We start from the raw sequence: 18,037 nt of genomic DNA on the forward strand, positions 1-18,037 counted from the left end.
AAGCAGACGGCCTCTGCTACTGCCAACGCCTGCGCCAGCTGGCTCAACTCGTGTCGGATACCGGTCCATAACCCACCAAATGAAACGAGCTCTTAACGACGCAGCGACCCGGGCCGCCCTGGTGCGCGCGCCCGCGATGTCCATCGCACCCCCTTCGCCCGCTGGTCAGCAGCCCGATACAGGCTCTGAGGTTACGCTCCGCGGCGGTTCGCGTCATGCCCTCTAGAGACGGTAGTTCAACCGAGAAAGACCGAGGTCCGACCGACGTCTTTCGGAAGCCCTGTCCAAAAGTCCCGCCCAAACTTCTTGTCCGAACCATTGACGTTGCAGCGCTGCAATCGTACGGTCCGTTCGACCTTGCGGGCGACATCCGAAATACCGAACGCGGTCGCTGATCCATCGGAATCACTGAGCTTCGAACAGATAGGGCAGGGCATGGGACGACCTGACCTGAATCGCAGGCAACTTCTTGCCGCGGCAGGCGGCCTCGCGGTCGCGGGCAGCTTCGGCTTCGCTGCCCTGGGCACGGGTGCCGACGCGCTCGCCTCCAGCGCGGACACCCGTGTCCGCTACTGGAACCTCTTCAGCGGCGGTGACGGCGCGAACATGATCGCGATGCTGGACGCCTTCCGGAAGGCCAACCCGGGCATCGACGTGGAGGACTCCACCCTCCAGTGGGGCAACCCCTTCTACACCAAGCTGGCCATGGCAGCCGCGGGCAACCGGGCCCCCGAACTTGGCGTCATGCACATGGGCCGGGTCACCGGCTTCTCACCGGGCCGCCTCCTCGACCCCTGGGACGTCGGCCTCCTCGAGAAGTACGGCATACGCCAGCAGGACTTCAACCCCGCGCTGTGGAAACGCGGCGTCATCGACGGCAAGCTCTACGCCCTGCCGCTCGACATCCACGTCCAGCTCTGCTTCTACCGCAAGGATGTGCTGAAGAAGGCCGGCCTGCTGGGCGACGACGGCCGGATGATCCCGGTCACCTCCACCGACGAGTGGTTCGATGTTTTGAAGAAGGCCAAGGCGGCCCAGAAGAAGGGGCTGCAGACGATCGGTCTGTGGACCAACGACCAGAACTTCCAGTGGTGGTTCTTCGTCGCCTTCTACACCCAGCTCGGCGGCCAGTGGTTCAACGACGCCAACACCGAGGTCCTCTTCGACGAGGACAAGGCCACCCAGGTCCTGGAGTTCCTACGCCGCCACGTTACCGACGGATACGTCATCCCCGGCGCCCCGACCGGCGAGCAGTTCATCAACGGCGCCCCCTTCACCTGGGAGGGCAACTGGTCCGTGCCGGTCTTCTCCGGCGCCAAGCTCGACTACGGCGCGACCCCGCTGCCGCCGGTCTTCGGCAAGCAGGCCACCCACGCCGAATCGCACGCCTTCGTCCTGCCTCACCAGTCCGGACGCGGCGGCGACACCAACGAGGGCGCCCACCGGCTCGCCGCCTACGTCGTCAAGCACGCCCTGCAGTGGGCGGCCGGCGGTCACATCCCCGCCTACACCCCGACCCTGTCCACACCCGCGTACAAGAAGCTGACCCCGCAGAACGAGTACGTCAGCGCCATGGACCACCAGGCCACCGAGCCGAAGGTGTGGTTCGCGGGCTCCACCGGCGTCCTCGCCCAGGACCTCGGCCCGGTCGTCGTCTCCTCGACGATGGGCTCGGCCAAGCCGGCCTCGGCGGCGAAGACCATGAAGAACCATCTCACCAAGCTCCTCGCGTCCAAGAACCCGATGGACGGCAGGACCGCCGCGCAGGGAGGTGCGGTCGCATGATGACCAGTGCTCAGACCGCCGTAGCACCGGTCCGCGCGAAGAGCGCGACCGCGGTCGCGACCGTACGCCGCAAGCAGGGCTTCCAGCACGGGGGCTGGTTCGTCGCCCCATTCCTGCTGCTCTTCGTCCTGTTCGTGATCTGGCCGCTGCTGCGCGGCGTCTACCTCAGCTTCACCGACGCCAACATCTCCGGCGAGGGCGCGAGCTTCGTCGGCTTCGACAACTACCGCGAGGCCTTCCAGGACCAGCTGATGTGGGACGCGCTCGGCCACAGTGCGTACTTCACGCTGCTCGTCGTGCCCTGCATCACCGTTCTGGCTTTCCTGCTCGCGATGCTCGCCCACAACATCGAGCGCGGTAAGTGGCTGTGGCGGCTGTGCTTCTTCGTCCCGTTCCTGCTGCCGTCAACCGTCGCCGCCAACATGTGGCAGTGGCTGTTCACCCAGGGCATCGGCCTGTTCAACGAGACCCTAAGCATCAACACGCCCTGGCTCACCGACAAGTCGTACGCAATGCTCGCCATCGTCATCCAGACCCTGTGGTGGACCGTCGGCTTCAGCTTCCTGCTCTACCTCGCCGCCCTCCAGGGCATCCCCGACCACCTCTACGAGGCCGCCAAGCTGGACGGCGCCAACGCCTGGCACCGCATGGTCCACATCACCCTGCCGATGCTGCGCAACATCACCGGCCTGGTGATCGCGCTGCAGATCCTCGCCTCGCTGCAACTCTTCGACCAGGCCGTCGTGATGATGGACTTCAGCCCCGGCCCGGAGCTCTCCACCCGCTCCTTCGTGCAGTACACCCTGGAACAGGGCTTCACCAGCTACCGCGTGGGCTACGCCTCCGCGATGTCCATCATCTTCTTCGTGATCATCGCAGTCGTCGCCCTGGCGCGGATGTGGCTGCTGCGCACCCGTGAGGAGGGCGCCCGATGAGCAGCACCCAGATACGGCTCAAGCCCCGCAGTTCCTGGACCCCCAGCCAGATCGTGCTCACCCTGATCGGCGTCGCCGTCTCCGCGGTGTTCGTGGCGCCGATCGCCGCGGCCCTGTTCACCTCGCTCAAGTCCGAAACGGAGGCCGCCGAGATCCCACCGCACTGGCTGCCCAAGGTCTGGACGGTCCAGGCGTGGAAGGCGCTGTGGGAGACCGGCAACGTCACCAACTGGTTCGTGAACTCCCTCGTGGTGTCGGTCTGTGTCACCGCCGTCGTGCTGACCGTGGCGGCCCTCGCCGGATACGGCTTCGCCCGCACGGAGTTCAGGGGCAAGAGCGTCCTGATGGGCGTGGTCATGGCGGGCCTGATGATCTCCCCGGCCGTCCTCGGCGTCCCCCTGTTCACCACGGTTCAGCAGATGGGGATGGTCGACACCTACTGGGGCATGATCCTGCCGCAGTGCGCGCCCTCCGCGATGGTCTACATCCTCTACAAGTTCTTCCAGGGCGTCCCGCGCGAACTGGAGGAGGCCGCCTTCATCGACGGCGCCGGCCGCTGGCGGGTCTTCTTCACCATCGTGGTCCCACTCGCCCGCCCATCCCTCGCGGCGGTCGGCATCTTCACCTTCATCGCGTCGTGGAACAACTTCCTGTGGCCCTACATGGTCACCAACAACCCCGACCTGATGACCATGCCGAACGGCATCGCGACCGTCATGAACTCCTACGGCATCCAGTGGGCCCAGCTCATGGCCGGCGGCCTGATGGCGGGCCTGCCCCTGATCGTCGTCTTCGTCTTCTTCCAGCGCCAGATCGTGGCCGGCGTCGCCCACACCGGCCTGGCCGGACAGTAACTCCATAAAGGAGAGCCTGAGTTGAAGAAGTTCAGACTCGCCGCGCTGCTCGCCGCGGCCGTAGTCGCCCTGTTGCCGAGCACGGCACAGGCGGACGTGACCTACCGGGACCCGAAGCCGATCACCGGCCAGGAGATCATCCACGACCCGACGGTGATCCACCTCAAGTCGGGCCAGTACGTCGCCTATTCGACCGGCGGCATCATCGGCGCCCGGCTGTCGAAGGACATGAAGCAGTGGGACGACGCGGGCAACGCCTTCGCCGCGCCGCCGAGTTGGTGGTACGCGTACAACGACACCGGCGATCCCTGGGCGCCGGACATCTCCTACCGGGCAGGCAAGTACTGGCTGTACTACGCCGTCTCGTCCTGGGGCACCAACCACTCCGCGATCGGCGTGGCCACGTCCCCGTCCGGTCTCCCCGGCACCTGGACCGACCAGGGCAAGGTCTTCAGCTCCGAGCGCACGGACTCCTGGAACGCCATCGACCCCGGCGTCATCAGGGCCGACGGCAAGCTGTGGATGGCCTTCGGCTCCTACTGGACCGGCATCCGCATGGTCGAGCTGAACCCGGTGACCGGCAAGGCTGTGGAGGGCAACACGGTCCACCACCTGGCCACCCGGCCCGACGCCCCGTACGCGGTCGAGGGCCCGTACATCGTCAAGCACGGCCGCTACTACTACCTCTTCGCGTCCTACGACGCCTGCTGCTCGGGCGTGAATTCCACGTACAAGATCAGGGTCGGCAGGTCCACGTCGGTGACGGGTCCCTACACGGACAGCACAGGCAAGCCCATGCTGGAGGGCGGCGGTGACCTGCTGCTGGCCGGCCACGGCAGGTTCATCGGCACGGGAGGCCAGTCGGTCTTCACGGACCGAGGTCAGGACTGGCTGGCGTACCACTACTACGACGCAGAGGACAACGGCACGCCCAAGCTGGGTCTGAACAGGCTCGGCTGGGTGCGTGACTGGCCCGTTGTCAAGTAATTCCGTTCCTGAAAGGTCCCCATGAGTAAGACCACCGCCCGCTTCACCCTCGACCCCGCCTTCACCGTCGGTGAGGTCAACCCCCGTCTCTTCGGATCCTTCGTCGAACACCTCGGCCGCTGCGTCTACACCGGCATCTTCGAACCGGACCACCCGGCCGCGGACGCGGAGGGCCTGCGCCAGGACGTCCTGGCGCTCGTCCGCGAACTCGGCGTCACCGCCATCCGCTACCCCGGCGGCAACTTCGTGTCGGGCTACAAGTGGGAGGACTCGGTCGGCCCCGTCGAGGACCGCCCCCGCCGCCTCGACCTCGCCTGGCACTCCACGGAGACCAACCGGTTCGGCCTCTCCGAGTACATCGACTTCCTCCGCAAGGTCGGCCCCCAGGCCGAGCCCATGATGGCCGTCAACCTCGGCACCCGCGGTGTCGCCGAGGCGCTCGAACTCCAGGAGTACGCCAACCACACCGAGGGCACTGCCCTGTCCGACCTGCGCGCGAGCCACGGCGACAAGGACCCCTTCGGCATCCGCCTGTGGTGCCTCGGCAACGAGATGGACGGCCCCTGGCAGACCGGTCACAAGACGGCCGAGGAGTACGGCCGCATCGCCGCCGAGACGGCCCGCGCGATGCGCCAGCAGGACCCGAACGTCGAGCTCGTCGCCTGCGGCTCCTCCGGCCAGTCCATGCCGACCTTCGCCGAGTGGGAGGCGACGGTCCTCCAGGAGACGTACGACCTCGTCGACTACATCTCGGTGCACGCCTACTACTGGCCGGAGGACGGCGACGTCGACTCCTTCCTCGCCTCCGCAGTCGACATGGAGTCGTTCATCGAGAACGTCGTCGCGACCGCCGACCACGTCGGCGCCCGCCTCAAGTCGAAGAAGAAGATCAACCTCTCCTTCGACGAGTGGAACGTCTGGTACCTGCGTGAGTGGGAGGAGCACGCGCAGGCGATCGAGCAGAACGACTGGCCCGAGGCCCCGCGCCTCCTGGAGGACAACTACAGCGTCATGGACGCGGTTGTCTTCGGCTCGCTGCTTATCGCACTGCTGCGGCACGCCGACCGCGTCACCGTCGCCTGCCTCGCGCAGCTCGTCAACGTCATCGCGCCGATCATGACCGAGCCCGGTGGCCCGGCCTGGCGGCAGACGACGTTCTTCCCGTTCGCCCAGGCCTCGCAGTACGGCCGCGGCGTGGTCCTGGACGTCCGCGTGGACTCGCCGACGTACGAGACGAAGAAGTACGGCGAGGCCGACCTGCTGCACGCCACCGCCGTGCGCGCCGAGGACGGCAGCGTCACCGTCTTCGCGGTCAACCGCAGCCGGACGGAGGCGCTGCCCCTCGAAGTCGCCCTGAACGGCCTGGACCTGACGTCCGTCGTGGAGCACAGCGCCCTCGCCGACGCCAACCCGGACGCGCGCAACACCCTCGCCGAGCCCGAGCGGGTCGTCCCGCATACGGTTGAGGGCACCGCGCTCACGGACGGCACCCTCACCGCCGTACTCGAACCGATGTCGTGGAACGTGATCCGGCTCGCGTAAGAATCAGTCAGCGCTCGATGTAGACCTGCGCGGGCGGGTACGGGTACGAGGAGTTCGTACCCACGGCCCAGCACCCGCCCGCGCCGGGCATCGAAGCAAGTGCGCTGATCAGGACGGGAGTTGAAGACAGTGAGCCGCGCTCGCTGACCCAGCCCGCGTCCGACCACCGGAGGTAGTGTGCGCGGGTCTGGTCCCGGAAGTCCCAGCCCGCGATGCGATCGGGGCCGCCCTGGCCGTCGTCGACGATCGACGTCAGCATGCCGACGGTGAAGGGCGCGGTGACGCTGCTCCAGGCGGTGCCGTCCCAGTGCTTCAGGGTGACGCCCGGAGGCTTGCCGGGCGGGCCGCCCACGCCGTAGTCGTGGCCGGAGAGCCAGATGTCGTCGGCGGCGACCGGGAGCAGCCCGGTGACATAGGGGCGCAAGCCGGCCGGGACGGTCAGTCCGGTCCACTCCGAGTGGTTCCAGCGGGCGACGAGCGCGGCGTTGTACACCCAGACATCGCCGTCGCGAGTGACGCGGACACCCGACGGGGTGGCGGTGTTGGCGCTCGGGAGCCTGGGCAGCCAGGTCCAGCCGTCCCCCTCGCCGATCAGCAGAACACAGCCGTCGCTGTTGCGGCCCGACAGCCATACGTGGTCATCAGCCCCGGTGAGGGTCGAGCCGGACGCCCCGCGTCCGGCGAAGTCGGCCTCCCGCCACGTCGCTCCGTCCCAGCGCAGCAGGCGTGAGCCGCCGTTCGTGTCCGTGCCGACGGCCCAGGCGGCGCCGGACGAACCGGCGACCGAGCGCAGATGGCCGCCGAAACCGAGGTGGCCGAGGTCGAGGCGGGTCCGGGGTCTGAGGAACATCCATGTCAGATCGTGCGCTAAGCGCACTTAGGCCCTGGTGGGCGGCTGACGGATGCGGGAGCCCTACGAGCTCGTAACACGATCTTGTTGAGGTGCCCTGGTCGGGCGTGACTGATGTGACGATTCTGCCGTTCGTGATGCTGTGAGTACTCGGCCGTGGATCGTGGACGATGACTTGTGGGCGCTGATCGAGCCGCTGCTGCCGCCCTGGCCCGAGCGGTCGCCGGGCCCACGGCCGGTGGCGGACCGGCTGTGTCTGCAGGGCATCCTGTATGTCCTCTACAACGACATAGCCTGGCAACTCTTGCCGCTGGAGCTGGGCTTCGGCTCTGGGCAGACCTGCTGGCGCCGCCTGGAGCGGTGGCAGCAGGCCGGTGCCTTCGACCGGTTGCATCTCATCCTGCTCGCCGAACTCAACGCGGCCGGCGAACTCGACTGGTCCCGCGCGTGCGTGGACGGCTCCCACGTCCGCGCGAAAAAGGGGGAGCCGACACCGGTCCGTCGCCGGTCGACCGGCGGAAGACGGGCAGCAAGCACCACTTGATCTGCGACGGACGCGGCACCCCGCTCAAGGTCATCACGACTGCTGCCAACGTCAATGACGTCACCCAGACCCTCGCCCTGGTCGACGGCATCCCGCCCGTGGCAGGGCGTCCCGGCCGGCTACGCCGCCGCCCCGATTCGCTGCTCGGGGACAAGGGTTACGACTCCAACCCCAACCGCGACGAGCTGCGCAAGCGCCGGATCCTGCCGGTCATCTCCCGCAAGGGCGCCCCGAACATCAAGGGGCTGGGCAAACTCCGCTACGTCGTCGAGCAGACCTTCGCCCTGCTCCACCAGTTCAAACGCCTTGCCGTCCGCTGGGAACGCCGAACCGAACTCCACGACGCCTTCGTCTCATTGGCCTGCAGCCTCATCTGCTGGAGGCGACTGAAGAAGCACCGGTCGTGATCGTGTCACGAGCCTTTAGCTACAACTCACACCACTCACCCAGAGGGCCGGCCGCCCGCGTCTGGGTGACGTCGTGCACCAGGTCCCACGCCCGATCGGTGTCCAGGACAAAGTCGCCCGTGAACGCGGCGAGGTCGTCCATGATCGGGACTTCGACCTCGGCCCCCGAGGGCACGGTGCTGTCTCCTACGAGCAGAGACATCCGCTCGGCGTCACTCATCAGATGGACGACCGCGTGATCACCTCGGAAGGCCAGGATCAGCACCGGGAACTCTTTGTTCGGCGACCGAACCTCGACGTACGCATGCTCGCCCCGAGATCCACCCCGCCCCCAAGAGCACCAAGCACCCCGGCCGCGCCCAGGTCGTCATCGGCGGCACCGCCCGCGAGACCCAGGTGCTGTTCTTCACCGACGCCGAAGCCCGCGAGTGGGCCACCACCGGCAAGAAGGCCGCCGACAGCCCGAACCCCGCAGCCCTCCCCGCGCAGGCCAGCCCGGCGCGGATGCAGAAGCCGCCCACGCCTGACCCTCAGCCTGCTGCCGCGCCTGCGGACTCCCTCGCCAACGCCTGGAGCACCGCGCCGACCACGACCACGACCGACCCGGCCCCGGCTCCGGTCGCCGACCCGGGCAACCCGGCGGCGACGTCGCCGCGAGCCCCGGTCGATGACGACCAGGCGGTGGGACTCCGTGAGGCCCACGAACGCCACCTGCCGGACATCACCGTCGCCGCACTGCGCTACGCCCGCGCCAACGACCGCACGTTCCCCGACCCGGTCGACAAGCGCGGCGCCGAACTCCTCTACCGCGTCGGCGACCTCAAGAAGCGGGCCCGCAACCGACCCCGCGCCGCCTCCGGCACCACCGAACTCGACTGACCGCCCCGGCCCGACCCTGTCGTCCTGGAGAACACCCGGTTCACCAGGCACAGCACAGAAAAGGAACACCACACTATGACGACCACGACCGCGCTCCCGAAGCTGCTGCGCCTCACCGACCCCGGCCTGCGCGAGCAGCTTCAGGCGCTGCCCGTCTCGGCAGCGCTGAACGGCATCGGCACCGACGGACGGGCCATCGCCGTCGACATCGACGACGCGCCGCACATTCTGGTCTGCAGCGGCGCCGGCGGCGGTAACACGACCATCCTGCGCACCCTCACCGAGGAACCTGCCGACGGTGACGCACCGCAGCAACGTCGCCGGCATCCACGACGCCTGGTCGGCCTCGCCTCCGAGCTGAAGCGCCGCCTCGACCTCGACGGCGACCTCGACGACGTGCCGCGACTGATGGTCGTGATTGACCGGGCCGACATCACCCTGCGGCAGCTCACCCGCTACTGGGAGGCGTTCCGGCAGGAGGACGACCCCAGGAAGTCCCCGGCCGTCGCCGCCCTCGAGGCCGTTCTGTACGAGGGCCGTGCGGCCCGCATCCACGGCATCTACGACGGACCCGCCATCTCCGGTGGCCTTGCCCCCAGCGCCCGCGAGCAGTTCGCCATCGTCATCCTCGCCCGGTTCACGACCGACATGTGGCAGCGGCTCTCCCCGAGGACGCAGGTGCTACTCATGACCGACGCTGAAGCCGCCGACTGGCTCACCACCCCGGCGGCTGGATAGCTCTGGCCCACGTGCGCGGGTTCGGTGATTCATCGGACGCGCTCGGGTGGTGTCGTCAGAATTGGATCAGCAGGCGGCGCGGCCCCTATCAGCGGCATTCCGAGAGCGATACGAGGGGTGCTGAGGACGGAGGTCGATGGCCGCGGGGTGGAGCAGGCGTGCCGGGGTGCGATCCGCCCTGGTGGCCCGAGAGCTGCAGGAGGAAGGCACTTTCGTGAGCATGATTCAACCGGTTGCCAACGGGTTACGCACGGATCACCCGGTTCCCGGCTTGCCGTTCATCAACGACGAACGGCTGCTTCTGGACAATCCTGACGCGATTGAGCGGACGGGCCGTAATCAGGGTGAGGGGTTGTGGGGGCGCACGGATCGACTGCCCGGTGGGGGATGGGTGGCGTTCACCACCGAGACGAAGAACCGTGACTATGCCTGGGCGGTCCATCAACACCCCGAGCACGGGCGGACCGTCTTGCTGATCCGTGACAGAGACATGAGCGGCCTGCACCACGAGTGGATGTACGGGAACAACGGGTTCCTGTACCGGCATGGCGGCTACTGGTGGGACGGGACCCGCTGGTACCGGCCCCAGCTGGTCGTGGACCGCGCCTACGAGGGGTACGACGCGCGGCCGGTGGCGGACGCCGTCACCGTCACGGCCATCGACGTCCTGGCCCGCCCGGCGACGTCACACACCGCGCGAGTTGTGAAGATCGCCGACTTCACGGCCCCGGAGGAACCGCTGCCGCACTGGCGAGAGCATCTCGCCCTTTGGGCCTCCCACCGCACGCCCGGCTCCAGGCCGCTCGATCAGTGCACCGTCGATCTCCAGGCACCGGAACTCGACCCGGCCCGTCTCGTCGACCGCGCCGGCCTGGCGCAGATCGCCGAACTGAAGCTGGAGGACCTGCCGCATCCGAAACACGGGCGCAAGGACCTGCCCCCGCCACAGGCCGAGACGGCCGAGGGGCCACGGTGGTCGCGACCAGTCGCCCGTGACTGGGCCGAGCAGTACCGCCGGACCCACGGCCCAGAGAAGCTGCTGTCCGCCACGACGACATTTGGCACCGAGCAGCCCCGGGGATTGGTCGAGGACCACAACCGCCTCACGAAGATCATCGCCGACAGCCTCGAGGACGCAGAGGAATCCAAGAAGAACCGCCTCTTCACCCGTGGCAGCAGTACGAGGCGCGAGGAGCAGGCCGCGCACCTGGCCTGGTGGCCCGCCGTCGCCATCAACGACGACACCGACGGCTTCATCCCCCTCGACGCCGTGCGCACCACCATCATCGAAGCGGTCCTCGGGGGACTCGCCCGGGATGCCGAAGACCTCGACGACTCCAAGGATGTCTTCCTGGGCGACATCCGGAGCGATGTCGTGCACCTCATCGACTGGTACATCCTGCGAGAGCCCCAACTCGCCCCCGCACTCTTCGGCGAGATCTGCCTGGACGCTCGCGTGCGCTTCGGACTCGACCCCAAGGACGTCGGAGACCTTCTACGACGCTCCCTCCACCTCGACAGCGGCCTCGACCGCCAAACCCTCAATGCCCTCCTCGACCTGGCGCTCCCGCCCTCTGCGCAATCCCCCGACCGACGATGACCATTCCGGTGATGACCGACGCTGAAGCCGCCGGCTGGCTCACCGCCACCGCGGCCGGGGAGATCTGACCCGCGTCCGGACACACCACGGGCCCCGGGGAGTGAAGGCATCCCCGGGGCCCGGTGTATGGAGTCGTGCTGTTCAACGAGGGCCGGACGACGCCGTCACGCCTCGGGCTGCACGGGCTCTACCTGGCGCAGGCAGTACACGCACCTGGACTCCGCATCGACGCGACCCATGCACCGCCGGCAGTCCCCGCGCTCGCGGACCGGGCCCCGGCCGTCCGCGCAGCCCGGGCAGGTCATCACCGGCTGCCGGAAGCCGAAGCTGACCACCCACCCCTCGCCCTGCGCGGCGTCACGCGCCAGCTGCGAGACCTCGGAGGCAGAACGCGCGTCTTCATCGTCGCCGGTCTCCACCGCCAGATACACAGCGAAGCAGTCATCGGTGTCGCACACGACAGCCACTCCTGTAGGCATTCGATCCCCTCTCAAGCCCCAACTGCGCCCAACAAGACCATCCTGCTGATGGGACCGTCCTCGCACTGGCGTCCCCACAAAAGCCGGGTCCGAGTGACTCGAATTCGAGTCGGATCGTTCGAATCGGAGGCGCGGAATCGAACCCACGCGGGTGGGCAACGCCGCACTGCGCCGCGGTCGCCGGCCTCGCGCTGCTCGGCTACCGCCTGGAGCTGGAGCAGCAGGCCTCCCGCTCACGTACCTGCGGCGTAGCCTGCTCGGGAGCACGGGCCGTGACGATGCGCCTGGTTCGGCTCCACACGCTGCGGGGAGAGGGAAGCCGGGCATGGCGAACAACGGGCAGACGGACACGGCCGTACTGGTGGGGATGCTCAGCGAGCGCGCCGCCGTGAACGTCCGGCTGGCCCTGGTCGCGGACGCACAGCAGTGGCGACTGCACCATGGCCAGGTCACCTTGGACGACGACACCCCGGTGACGGAGCGGGCCTGGCGCTACAGCACGGCGAGTTTCCTGGAACTGCGCCTGCCCGGCCCGGCGGTCGCCGCGCTGTTGCGGGGCGACGACCAGGACATCCACGGTCTCCACGTCGTCGCCCCCGGCCCGCCGCCCTCCAGCGCCTCCACCTCTCGGCTGCGCGGCCAGCAAGAGTGGGACCGGGTGACCACGCCGTGGCCGCGCAGCGAGTGGACCATCAACCGGGACGCCAACACGCTCCAGCCCGGCCACGACCTGCTGGTCGGGGACGGCCCCTCTTTCCTGAACTTCGACCAGGCCCTCAGCGCCTTCCTCCACCAGCGCCCCCACGACAGCAACGCGGGCCGCTCGGACCTGTGGCGCATCGTCCAGCCGCAGCGTGCGGGCTGGCTTTCACAGATCACCATCGGGCCCGACCTGCTGACAGCCGTTGCCGACGGCGAGGCCCTGGACGGCGCGGTACTCGAGCTGAGCTGGGCGGCGGGCAACGAACTCCAATCCGTCGACGGCGCCGGCGCCTACCGCTTCGCGTTGCCCAACGGACTCGCGCACGACAGCCTGCTGATGCTCCGCCGCGAGGACCAGTGGCTGGACTGGCGCCACTTCCCGGCTCCCACGTACGGGCGCGCCCGCGATGCCTCGGTCGTCTGGGAGCAGCCCGGCCCGGAGCTGGAGCTTCTCCTTGCGAACGGAGAGGGAAAACACCTGGAGTGCAAACAGGAGGTCCCGGAGGGCGAATCGCGGAAGAAGGTGCTCAAGACCATCGCCGCCTTCGCATCGCAGGACGGCGGCACCCTCCTGATCGGCGTCCGCGACGACCTCCAGATCGTGGGCCTGCCCGAGAAGCCGACCGTCGACCAGCAGGTTCTCCAGGTCGTGGGCATGATCCGGGACACCCTGGAGCCGGTACCGCCCTACGAGCCACGCGTGATCGACCATGACGGCAAGAAGGTCCTCGCCATCGAGGTGTCCGGCGGGGGCCAGATGTACGCCTGCCGCGACGGGCAGCGCCAGGAGTTCTACGTCCGCCTCGGCCCGAACACGGTGCCCGCACGCCACCATGAGATCGCCGCAGGATTCCGGCAGGATCCGACCGCCACAACGTTCTGAGGGCCGCCGCACCGGCGACGGCGCACGCCGACCACACTGGGGTCGACATCGGCGGCTGCGCTGCCCCGGACGGTCCGGCGCGGTGACCGGGGGGACCTGAGGGGCGCTAGAAACCTCGGTGGTTTTGCGCTCGCCATTCGATGAGGCGGGTGTAAGCCGCCTTGGCCCGGTCAAGGTCGCCGCTGAACGCGCCGGCTTGCAGCAGGGGCCAGGAGGGTGTCAGCTCTTGCTCGATGGTCCTCGCTACGCCGCTGTCGTAACTCCAGTTCTCGCCTGTGAGGAATTCACCGGGCCAGGGGTCGCGGCTGTACTCATCGTCATCGTCCATGGCGATCATGGACGCGAGGAATTCAAAGCGGCTGGAGGCGGCCTTGTAGGCCGTGTCGTCCGGTTCGATGAGCCGGAGCGGATCACGTACCTCCTGCCGCAGCAGGTGGCTCTGGGGATACAACCACTTCTTCCCGGGCGCGGGCGGGCACACTTCGCGCAGCTCGCCGGGCAGGACCCGCCAGGGGTGGAGATACACGGAGGGAGCCTGCGATTTCGTCGTGCCCGTGCGCGTGGTCCACTTCGGCCTGGCCATAAGGCCCGCCACGACCTCTTCCCGGCGGGCGACGACTGCGGCCACGCCCATGGTCCACGTCGCGAGGAGGGCCGGGTAGTGCCGTAGAGCCTCCAGGTTCTCGTTGAAGCCCCCGGAGAAGCTGCTGCGAATGCGGGTAAGTCGTTCAATGGCGCGGAGCCACAAGGCGTCGTGGGTGCCGTCGTCGTGGAAGACCCCGTTGGCCAGGAGGTGGAGCAGGACGTCGCTGTCGGCGCGGTACCTGCGGACGCTGTCGGCATATGAGGTGTTGGCGAGCGGATAGTTGCTGGGGGTCGCTCGGTCCAGGATCTGCGTGGTGGTCTGGTCGATCAGATCGGACAACTCGATGCGACGGATGGGGTCGGGCAGGGTGCGCTTGAGGCGGGCCACGGCGATATCGCGGGTGACGGGTGCGGCAGCCAGGCGGTCGAGGGCTTCGAGACGCTGGAGGAGGTCAGGGAAGAACTCATCGGCGCTCACACGAGGGATGAGAGTGGCCTGGTGCTGGGCGGTGAGCTGGGCCGCAGTGTCGCCGAGGGCGCCGTAGTGAGACCAGAACAAGGGGTAGCGGCGGGAACGCGTGCCTTCGATCGCCCTGACCAGGGCGTGGTCCCAGTCAGCGGACCAGCCGCACACGATCAGGCCGTAATCGTCCAGGACACGGTCGAGGAACTGCTGCTGCTCATCGGGATAGACGGACAGTTCGTCGACGGTGTTGCGGGAGTCCAGGTCCAGGTAGTCGCCGTGCAGTTTGATGACTGTGACGCGGCTGTGGACCAGCGGCGTGGCGGCCGTGAACTGGGCAGGCTGGTGGATGACCTGGGGAGAGATCCCGACGTCCTGCAGGGCGTGTTCTGTGAGCTTGTCGAAGTTTGTCGTAAGGATCACCCGAACGCTGCCGCGCAGCACCAGCTGCGCGATCGCCTTGTGTGCCGCGCCGGGCAGTTTGAGGCCTGCCTGTTGATCGTTGTCGTCGGCTTCGAAGTACCGCGCGAGGAGGGCCTGGCGGGCACTGGGAGCGGGAGCGAGCATACCCAGAAGGTCGGAGTAGCCCAGTTCGCCGTCACAGTGCTCCCTCCACCACGCTTCTGGATCGCGCGCAGCCTCATCGCTCGCAGACGCGTTGTCCGCGTCCTGCGCGGTGGCGGCGCGGCGGACGAGGTCCTGCACGATGCCCCAGCCGGTTTTGACGCCGGCGCCGGTCGAGACGCCGGAACCGAGCAGTAGTGCGTAGACGCCAGGGCTGGCGTGCATGCTCGTGGCGAGCGCCACCTGCGGGGCAAGCGCGGTACCGGCCGGGGTGAGCAGGGGGCCTGCGGTAGGAACCGGGCTTGCAGCCGGTGAGGGGGCGGCAGTGGCCATGGCAGTTCTCCGTTCAGCACCATGAGGACCAACGAATTGTCAACGCGGTGCCAGCAGTTGATCTCGTAGGATCACCCTAGCATGATTAACGTCACCTTGACGATAAATGGCGAGCGGGTGCCTGCGACAGCCAGAGGGGCGGTGCCACAGCGGCCGACGATCAGGCGGGGAGGGTGGCGCGAGGCCCATGAACGCCACCTGCCGGAGATCACCCTCGCCGCCCTGCGCTACGCCCGCTCCCACGACCCGAGTTTCCCCCACTTCGCGGTTAAGCGCGGCGCCGAACCCCATCTACCATGTCGGTGACCTCAAGCGCTGGGCACGCAACCGGCCTCGCGCCGCCTCCGGCGCCACCGAACTTGACTGACCGGCCCCGGCCCGCCCGGCGGCTGCGAACCGCAAGGTTCACCAGGCACAGCGCAGAGCGGTTGCGGCTGCGTCGAAGCCAGACTGAGTGACGATCACATTGTGTCCACGTCTTGCTGCTGTCGTGGATGTTGCATCGGGATGACCTGGTAAACGGAGTGGGAATCGCGTGGGCCGTCGTTACCGGGGACGATGAAGGCGGGGAGCATGACCAGCGAAGTGGTGCCGGCCTGCTCGCCCGAGGGGCGGAGCTGGACGCGGATGCCGTGCCGGTCGGACAGTCGGCCGACCGTGAACAGGCCCATGCGTTGCGAGATCGCGGCGTCCATGGTCGGCGGGGTGGCCAGCTTGTGGTTGATGTCCGCGAAGTCCTCGGCGGTGAGGCCGGTGCCGTTGTCGTGGATCTCGATCATCACGCGGCCGTCGGGGAGACGGGTCGCGGTGACGCGGACCTTGGTCTGCGGGGAGGAGAACGTGGTGGCGTTCTCCAGCAACTCGGCGAGCAGGTGTACGAGGTCGGCTACGGCGCGGCCGTGGATCTCGGCCTCCGGAATGCCGGAGAGCTGGATGCGCCTGTACTGCTCCACCTCGGAGCAGGCGGCGCGCAGGACGTCGATCAGCGGGACGGGCTGGTCCCAGCGGCGGCCGGGGTGCTCGCCCGCGAGGATCAGCAGGGTCTCAGTGTTGCGACGCATACGGCACGCTAGGTGGTCCAGCCTGAAGAGGTCCGTCAGACGGTCCTGGTCTGCCTCGCGGGTCTCCAGATCGGTGAGCACGGTCAGCTGGCCCTCAATCAGCCGCTGGTTACGGCGCGAAAGGTTGGTGAAGATCGCGCTGATGTTGCCGCGCAGCAGGGCTTGCTCGGCGGCGAGCCGGACGGCCTCGCGATGGACCCGGTCGAAGGCGCGGGCGACCTCGCCGATCTCGTCCGTGGTGGTGATCGGGATGGGCGCGACCCGGGTATCCACGCGACCGGGATCGGTACGGGAGAGCTGGTCGATCACCATCGGCAAACGCTGATCTGCGATTTCCAGCGCCGCGTCCCGTAACCGGCGCAGTGCCGTGGACCTCTTGACCATCGAGGGCCGGATCTTCGTCACCCTGGTCGAGGCTTCTTCGATGATCTTCTTGGCCACCGCCTCTGCCTCCTCGCGTTGGGCAGCGGCGTCCCTGGCGGCCTCCATACGCATCTGCTCGGCCTCTAGCTGGATCCGCTCAAGATCTGCGAGATGCTGCTCGGCGACGTTAGCCGCCTTCGCCAAGTGCAGCCGCTCTTCGGCGGCCTGCCGCTTCAGTTCTTCACGCTCTGCCAGATCCTGCGCGGTAGCGAGCTCCGCCTCCAGTTCCACACATCGGCTTTGCGCAGCATCACGTTCTGCCACCGCTTCTTCCAGCGCGATCTCCAAATCCCGGATCTTCTCGCGCAGCTGTTCACACTGCTCATTTAGGTCGTCCTTCTGACAGCGGTACAGCTCAACCTCAGCCCCGAGGTGCTGCCGTTCCTCCGCGCAGGCCGCTTCGATCTGCTGAATCTTGACTTCCAGTTCGCGCAACTGGCGTCTCTGGGCGGACACGTCGGTTTGAAGGTCGTGGATCTGCAGCTCGCCCTGCTCCTTCTGGAGGATCGCGTCTTCCAGGCGATCACTAGCCATCTGCTCGCGGTACCTGGTGGGCTGCGCGGCCAGCAGCGCCTCACGGTGGAGCCGATAGAGATGCCCCTGCATGTCGGCGGTGACTTCCTGCCCAAGCACGTTGCAGGCGGACTTCATCAGGACATCGAGGAACTGCTTCTCTGGAATGCGCTCGCCTGAGAGGTAGCGGGAGGCAGAAGCGGCGCTCGTGTGATGGTAGGCGGCAAAATCACGCAGCGACCTCCCTGTGGCATTGAGGAGTCGCCGCATCGCCAGAGCCAGCTCGCGAACCTCCGGAGAGAGATCGTCCGGCAGGCTCTTGAAACCTTTTGGGTCCTCCGTGTCATTGAAAATAACCCCATCACCGTCGGTCCCGTGATTCCCCACTGATCCCTCTGCCTTTCCGTGGCCGCTTTCGCGGACCTTTATACGGTTCCACTTTCCGAAACAGTCGTGCTCTGGTGTGCGATGCAGTGGGCCTAACAAGACCGTCTGCTTCGACAGTGTGTGCGGATGTCAGTCGATGAGCGTGTTGAAGAAGGGCACTGCAAGGCAGAGGCCCGTCATACCGGACAGGACCGCTTCTGCAGGGCCCGCTCCCGCGAAGGTGGTCAGGATGCCTGTCCCGATGCCGCACAGGACGGCGAGGAGAAGGATGAGGGCCGACCGGGTGGTCAGCAACGTACGGTTCACAACGAACCCCTTGCTGCGGCGTGTAGCGGCTGGTGTCATTCGTGTCCTGCTGCACGGACAAGCCTGCAAGTACTCGTGGGTGTTGCGGAACGGGAACGGTGCCGTTTCCACAGATGGGAACAGATTTCGGCGCTGTGGGTGGGTGTTCCCGGCCGGGAACACCCACCCACAGCGCCGAAATCTCGACCTGATAGACCGCATCGGCGAATGCCGTCAG

15 protein-coding genes and 1 pseudogene are annotated in these 18,037 nt (G+C 67.7%); 10 read left to right on the forward strand and 6 right to left on the reverse strand.

Annotated elements, in window-relative coordinates; genetic code table 11:
- The first annotated feature begins 435 nt into the window (after positions 1–435).
- From ACZ52C_RS40640 to arfA, 5 genes are read left to right on the forward strand one after another with little or no spacing between them, the layout of a single operon-like run.
- Positions 436–1,785, forward strand: coding sequence for an extracellular solute-binding protein (locus ACZ52C_RS40640; RefSeq protein WP_469079568.1), 1,350 nt, complete (start codon positions 436–438; stop codon positions 1,783–1,785).
- Entirely contained in the window at positions 1,782–2,720 is a 939-nt protein-coding gene (locus tag ACZ52C_RS40645) for a carbohydrate ABC transporter permease (protein ID WP_469079569.1), read from the forward strand. Before ACZ52C_RS40640 ends, ACZ52C_RS40645 begins: the two co-directional genes overlap by 4 nt.
- Positions 2,717–3,574 carry a carbohydrate ABC transporter permease gene (locus ACZ52C_RS40650; RefSeq protein WP_469079570.1) on the forward strand — a complete coding sequence of 286 codons (858 nt, stop codon included), beginning with the start codon at positions 2,717–2,719 and terminating at the stop codon, positions 3,572–3,574. The genes ACZ52C_RS40645 and ACZ52C_RS40650 overlap by 4 nt, the downstream gene beginning before the upstream one ends.
- A 21-nt stretch (positions 3,575–3,595) precedes the next feature.
- On the forward strand, positions 3,596–4,561 hold the full coding sequence (locus ACZ52C_RS40655; protein WP_469079571.1) for an arabinan endo-1,5-alpha-L-arabinosidase: 966 nt from the start codon (positions 3,596–3,598) through the stop codon (positions 4,559–4,561).
- Between the two features lie 21 nt (positions 4,562–4,582).
- Positions 4,583–6,103, forward strand: a complete 1,521-nt coding sequence (gene arfA, locus ACZ52C_RS40660) for an arabinosylfuranosidase ArfA (RefSeq protein WP_469079572.1) — start codon at positions 4,583–4,585, stop codon at positions 6,101–6,103.
- Positions 6,104–6,110: 7 nt separating this feature from the next.
- On the opposite strand, the gene ACZ52C_RS40665 is transcribed toward arfA, so the two are convergent.
- On the reverse strand, positions 6,111–6,953 hold the full coding sequence (locus ACZ52C_RS40665; RefSeq protein WP_469079573.1) for a hypothetical protein: 843 nt from the start codon (positions 6,951–6,953) through the stop codon (positions 6,111–6,113).
- A 142-nt stretch (positions 6,954–7,095) separates the two neighbouring features.
- On the opposite strand from ACZ52C_RS40665, the gene ACZ52C_RS40670 reads away from it, so the two are divergent.
- Positions 7,096–7,904 (forward strand): IS5 family transposase gene (locus ACZ52C_RS40670; protein ID WP_469079574.1). Its coding sequence is split into 2 segments (ribosomal slippage): positions 7,096–7,413 and positions 7,416–7,904, totalling 807 coding nucleotides; the frame shifts between segments, so codons are not numbered across the junction.
- A 19-nt stretch (positions 7,905–7,923) separates the two neighbouring features.
- Here the strand turns inward: ACZ52C_RS40670 and ACZ52C_RS40675 are convergent.
- A complete protein-coding gene (locus ACZ52C_RS40675; protein ID WP_469079575.1) occupies positions 7,924–8,169 on the reverse strand; it encodes a hypothetical protein in 246 nt (81 codons plus the stop codon).
- A gap of 131 nt (positions 8,170–8,300) precedes the next feature.
- Here ACZ52C_RS40675 and ACZ52C_RS40680 point away from each other — a divergent pair, with 131 nt between their 5' ends.
- From ACZ52C_RS40680 to ACZ52C_RS40690, 3 genes are all read left to right on the forward strand, one after another.
- Positions 8,301–8,783 carry a hypothetical protein gene (locus ACZ52C_RS40680; RefSeq protein WP_469079576.1) on the forward strand — a complete coding sequence of 161 codons (483 nt, stop codon included), beginning with the start codon at positions 8,301–8,303 and terminating at the stop codon, positions 8,781–8,783.
- Between the two features lie 75 nt (positions 8,784–8,858).
- Entirely contained in the window at positions 8,859–9,521 is a 663-nt protein-coding gene (locus tag ACZ52C_RS40685; RefSeq protein ID WP_469079577.1) for a hypothetical protein, read from the forward strand.
- 391 nt (positions 9,522–9,912) lie between these two features.
- Positions 9,913–11,121 (forward strand): hypothetical protein, encoded by a 1,209-nt coding sequence (locus tag ACZ52C_RS40690; RefSeq protein ID WP_469079578.1) that lies wholly within the window; start codon positions 9,913–9,915, stop codon positions 11,119–11,121.
- A 164-nt stretch (positions 11,122–11,285) separates the two neighbouring features.
- Here the strand turns inward: ACZ52C_RS40690 and ACZ52C_RS40695 are convergent, their stop codons facing one another.
- On the reverse strand, positions 11,286–11,579 hold the full coding sequence (locus ACZ52C_RS40695; protein WP_469079579.1) for a hypothetical protein: 294 nt from the start codon (positions 11,577–11,579) through the stop codon (positions 11,286–11,288).
- A 346-nt stretch (positions 11,580–11,925) separates the two neighbouring features.
- Here ACZ52C_RS40695 and ACZ52C_RS40700 point away from each other — a divergent pair, with 346 nt between their 5' ends.
- Positions 11,926–13,185, forward strand: coding sequence for an AlbA family DNA-binding domain-containing protein (locus ACZ52C_RS40700; protein ID WP_469079580.1), 1,260 nt, complete (start codon positions 11,926–11,928; stop codon positions 13,183–13,185).
- A gap of 106 nt (positions 13,186–13,291) precedes the next feature.
- Here ACZ52C_RS40700 and ACZ52C_RS40705 read toward each other — a convergent pair whose 3' ends face one another.
- The 3 genes and pseudogenes from ACZ52C_RS40705 to ACZ52C_RS40715 all read right to left on the reverse strand — a co-directional run bounded on the left by ACZ52C_RS40705 (position 13,292) and on the right by ACZ52C_RS40715 (position 17,820).
- Positions 13,292–15,130: an SIR2 family protein gene (locus ACZ52C_RS40705; RefSeq protein WP_469079581.1), complete on the reverse strand. Its 1,839-nt coding sequence runs from the start codon at positions 15,128–15,130 to the stop codon at positions 13,292–13,294.
- 488 nt (positions 15,131–15,618) lie between these two features.
- Positions 15,619–16,563, reverse strand: a pseudogene (locus tag ACZ52C_RS40710) (HAMP domain-containing sensor histidine kinase); the annotation flags it as partial.
- 1,080 nt (positions 16,564–17,643) lie between these two features.
- On the reverse strand, positions 17,644–17,820 hold the full coding sequence (locus ACZ52C_RS40715; RefSeq protein ID WP_409133504.1) for a hypothetical protein: 177 nt from the start codon (positions 17,818–17,820) through the stop codon (positions 17,644–17,646).
- Between the last annotated feature and the right edge of the window lie 217 nt (positions 17,821–18,037).

The sequence above is a fragment of the Streptomyces sp. NPDC034049 genome (assembly GCF_055575575.1).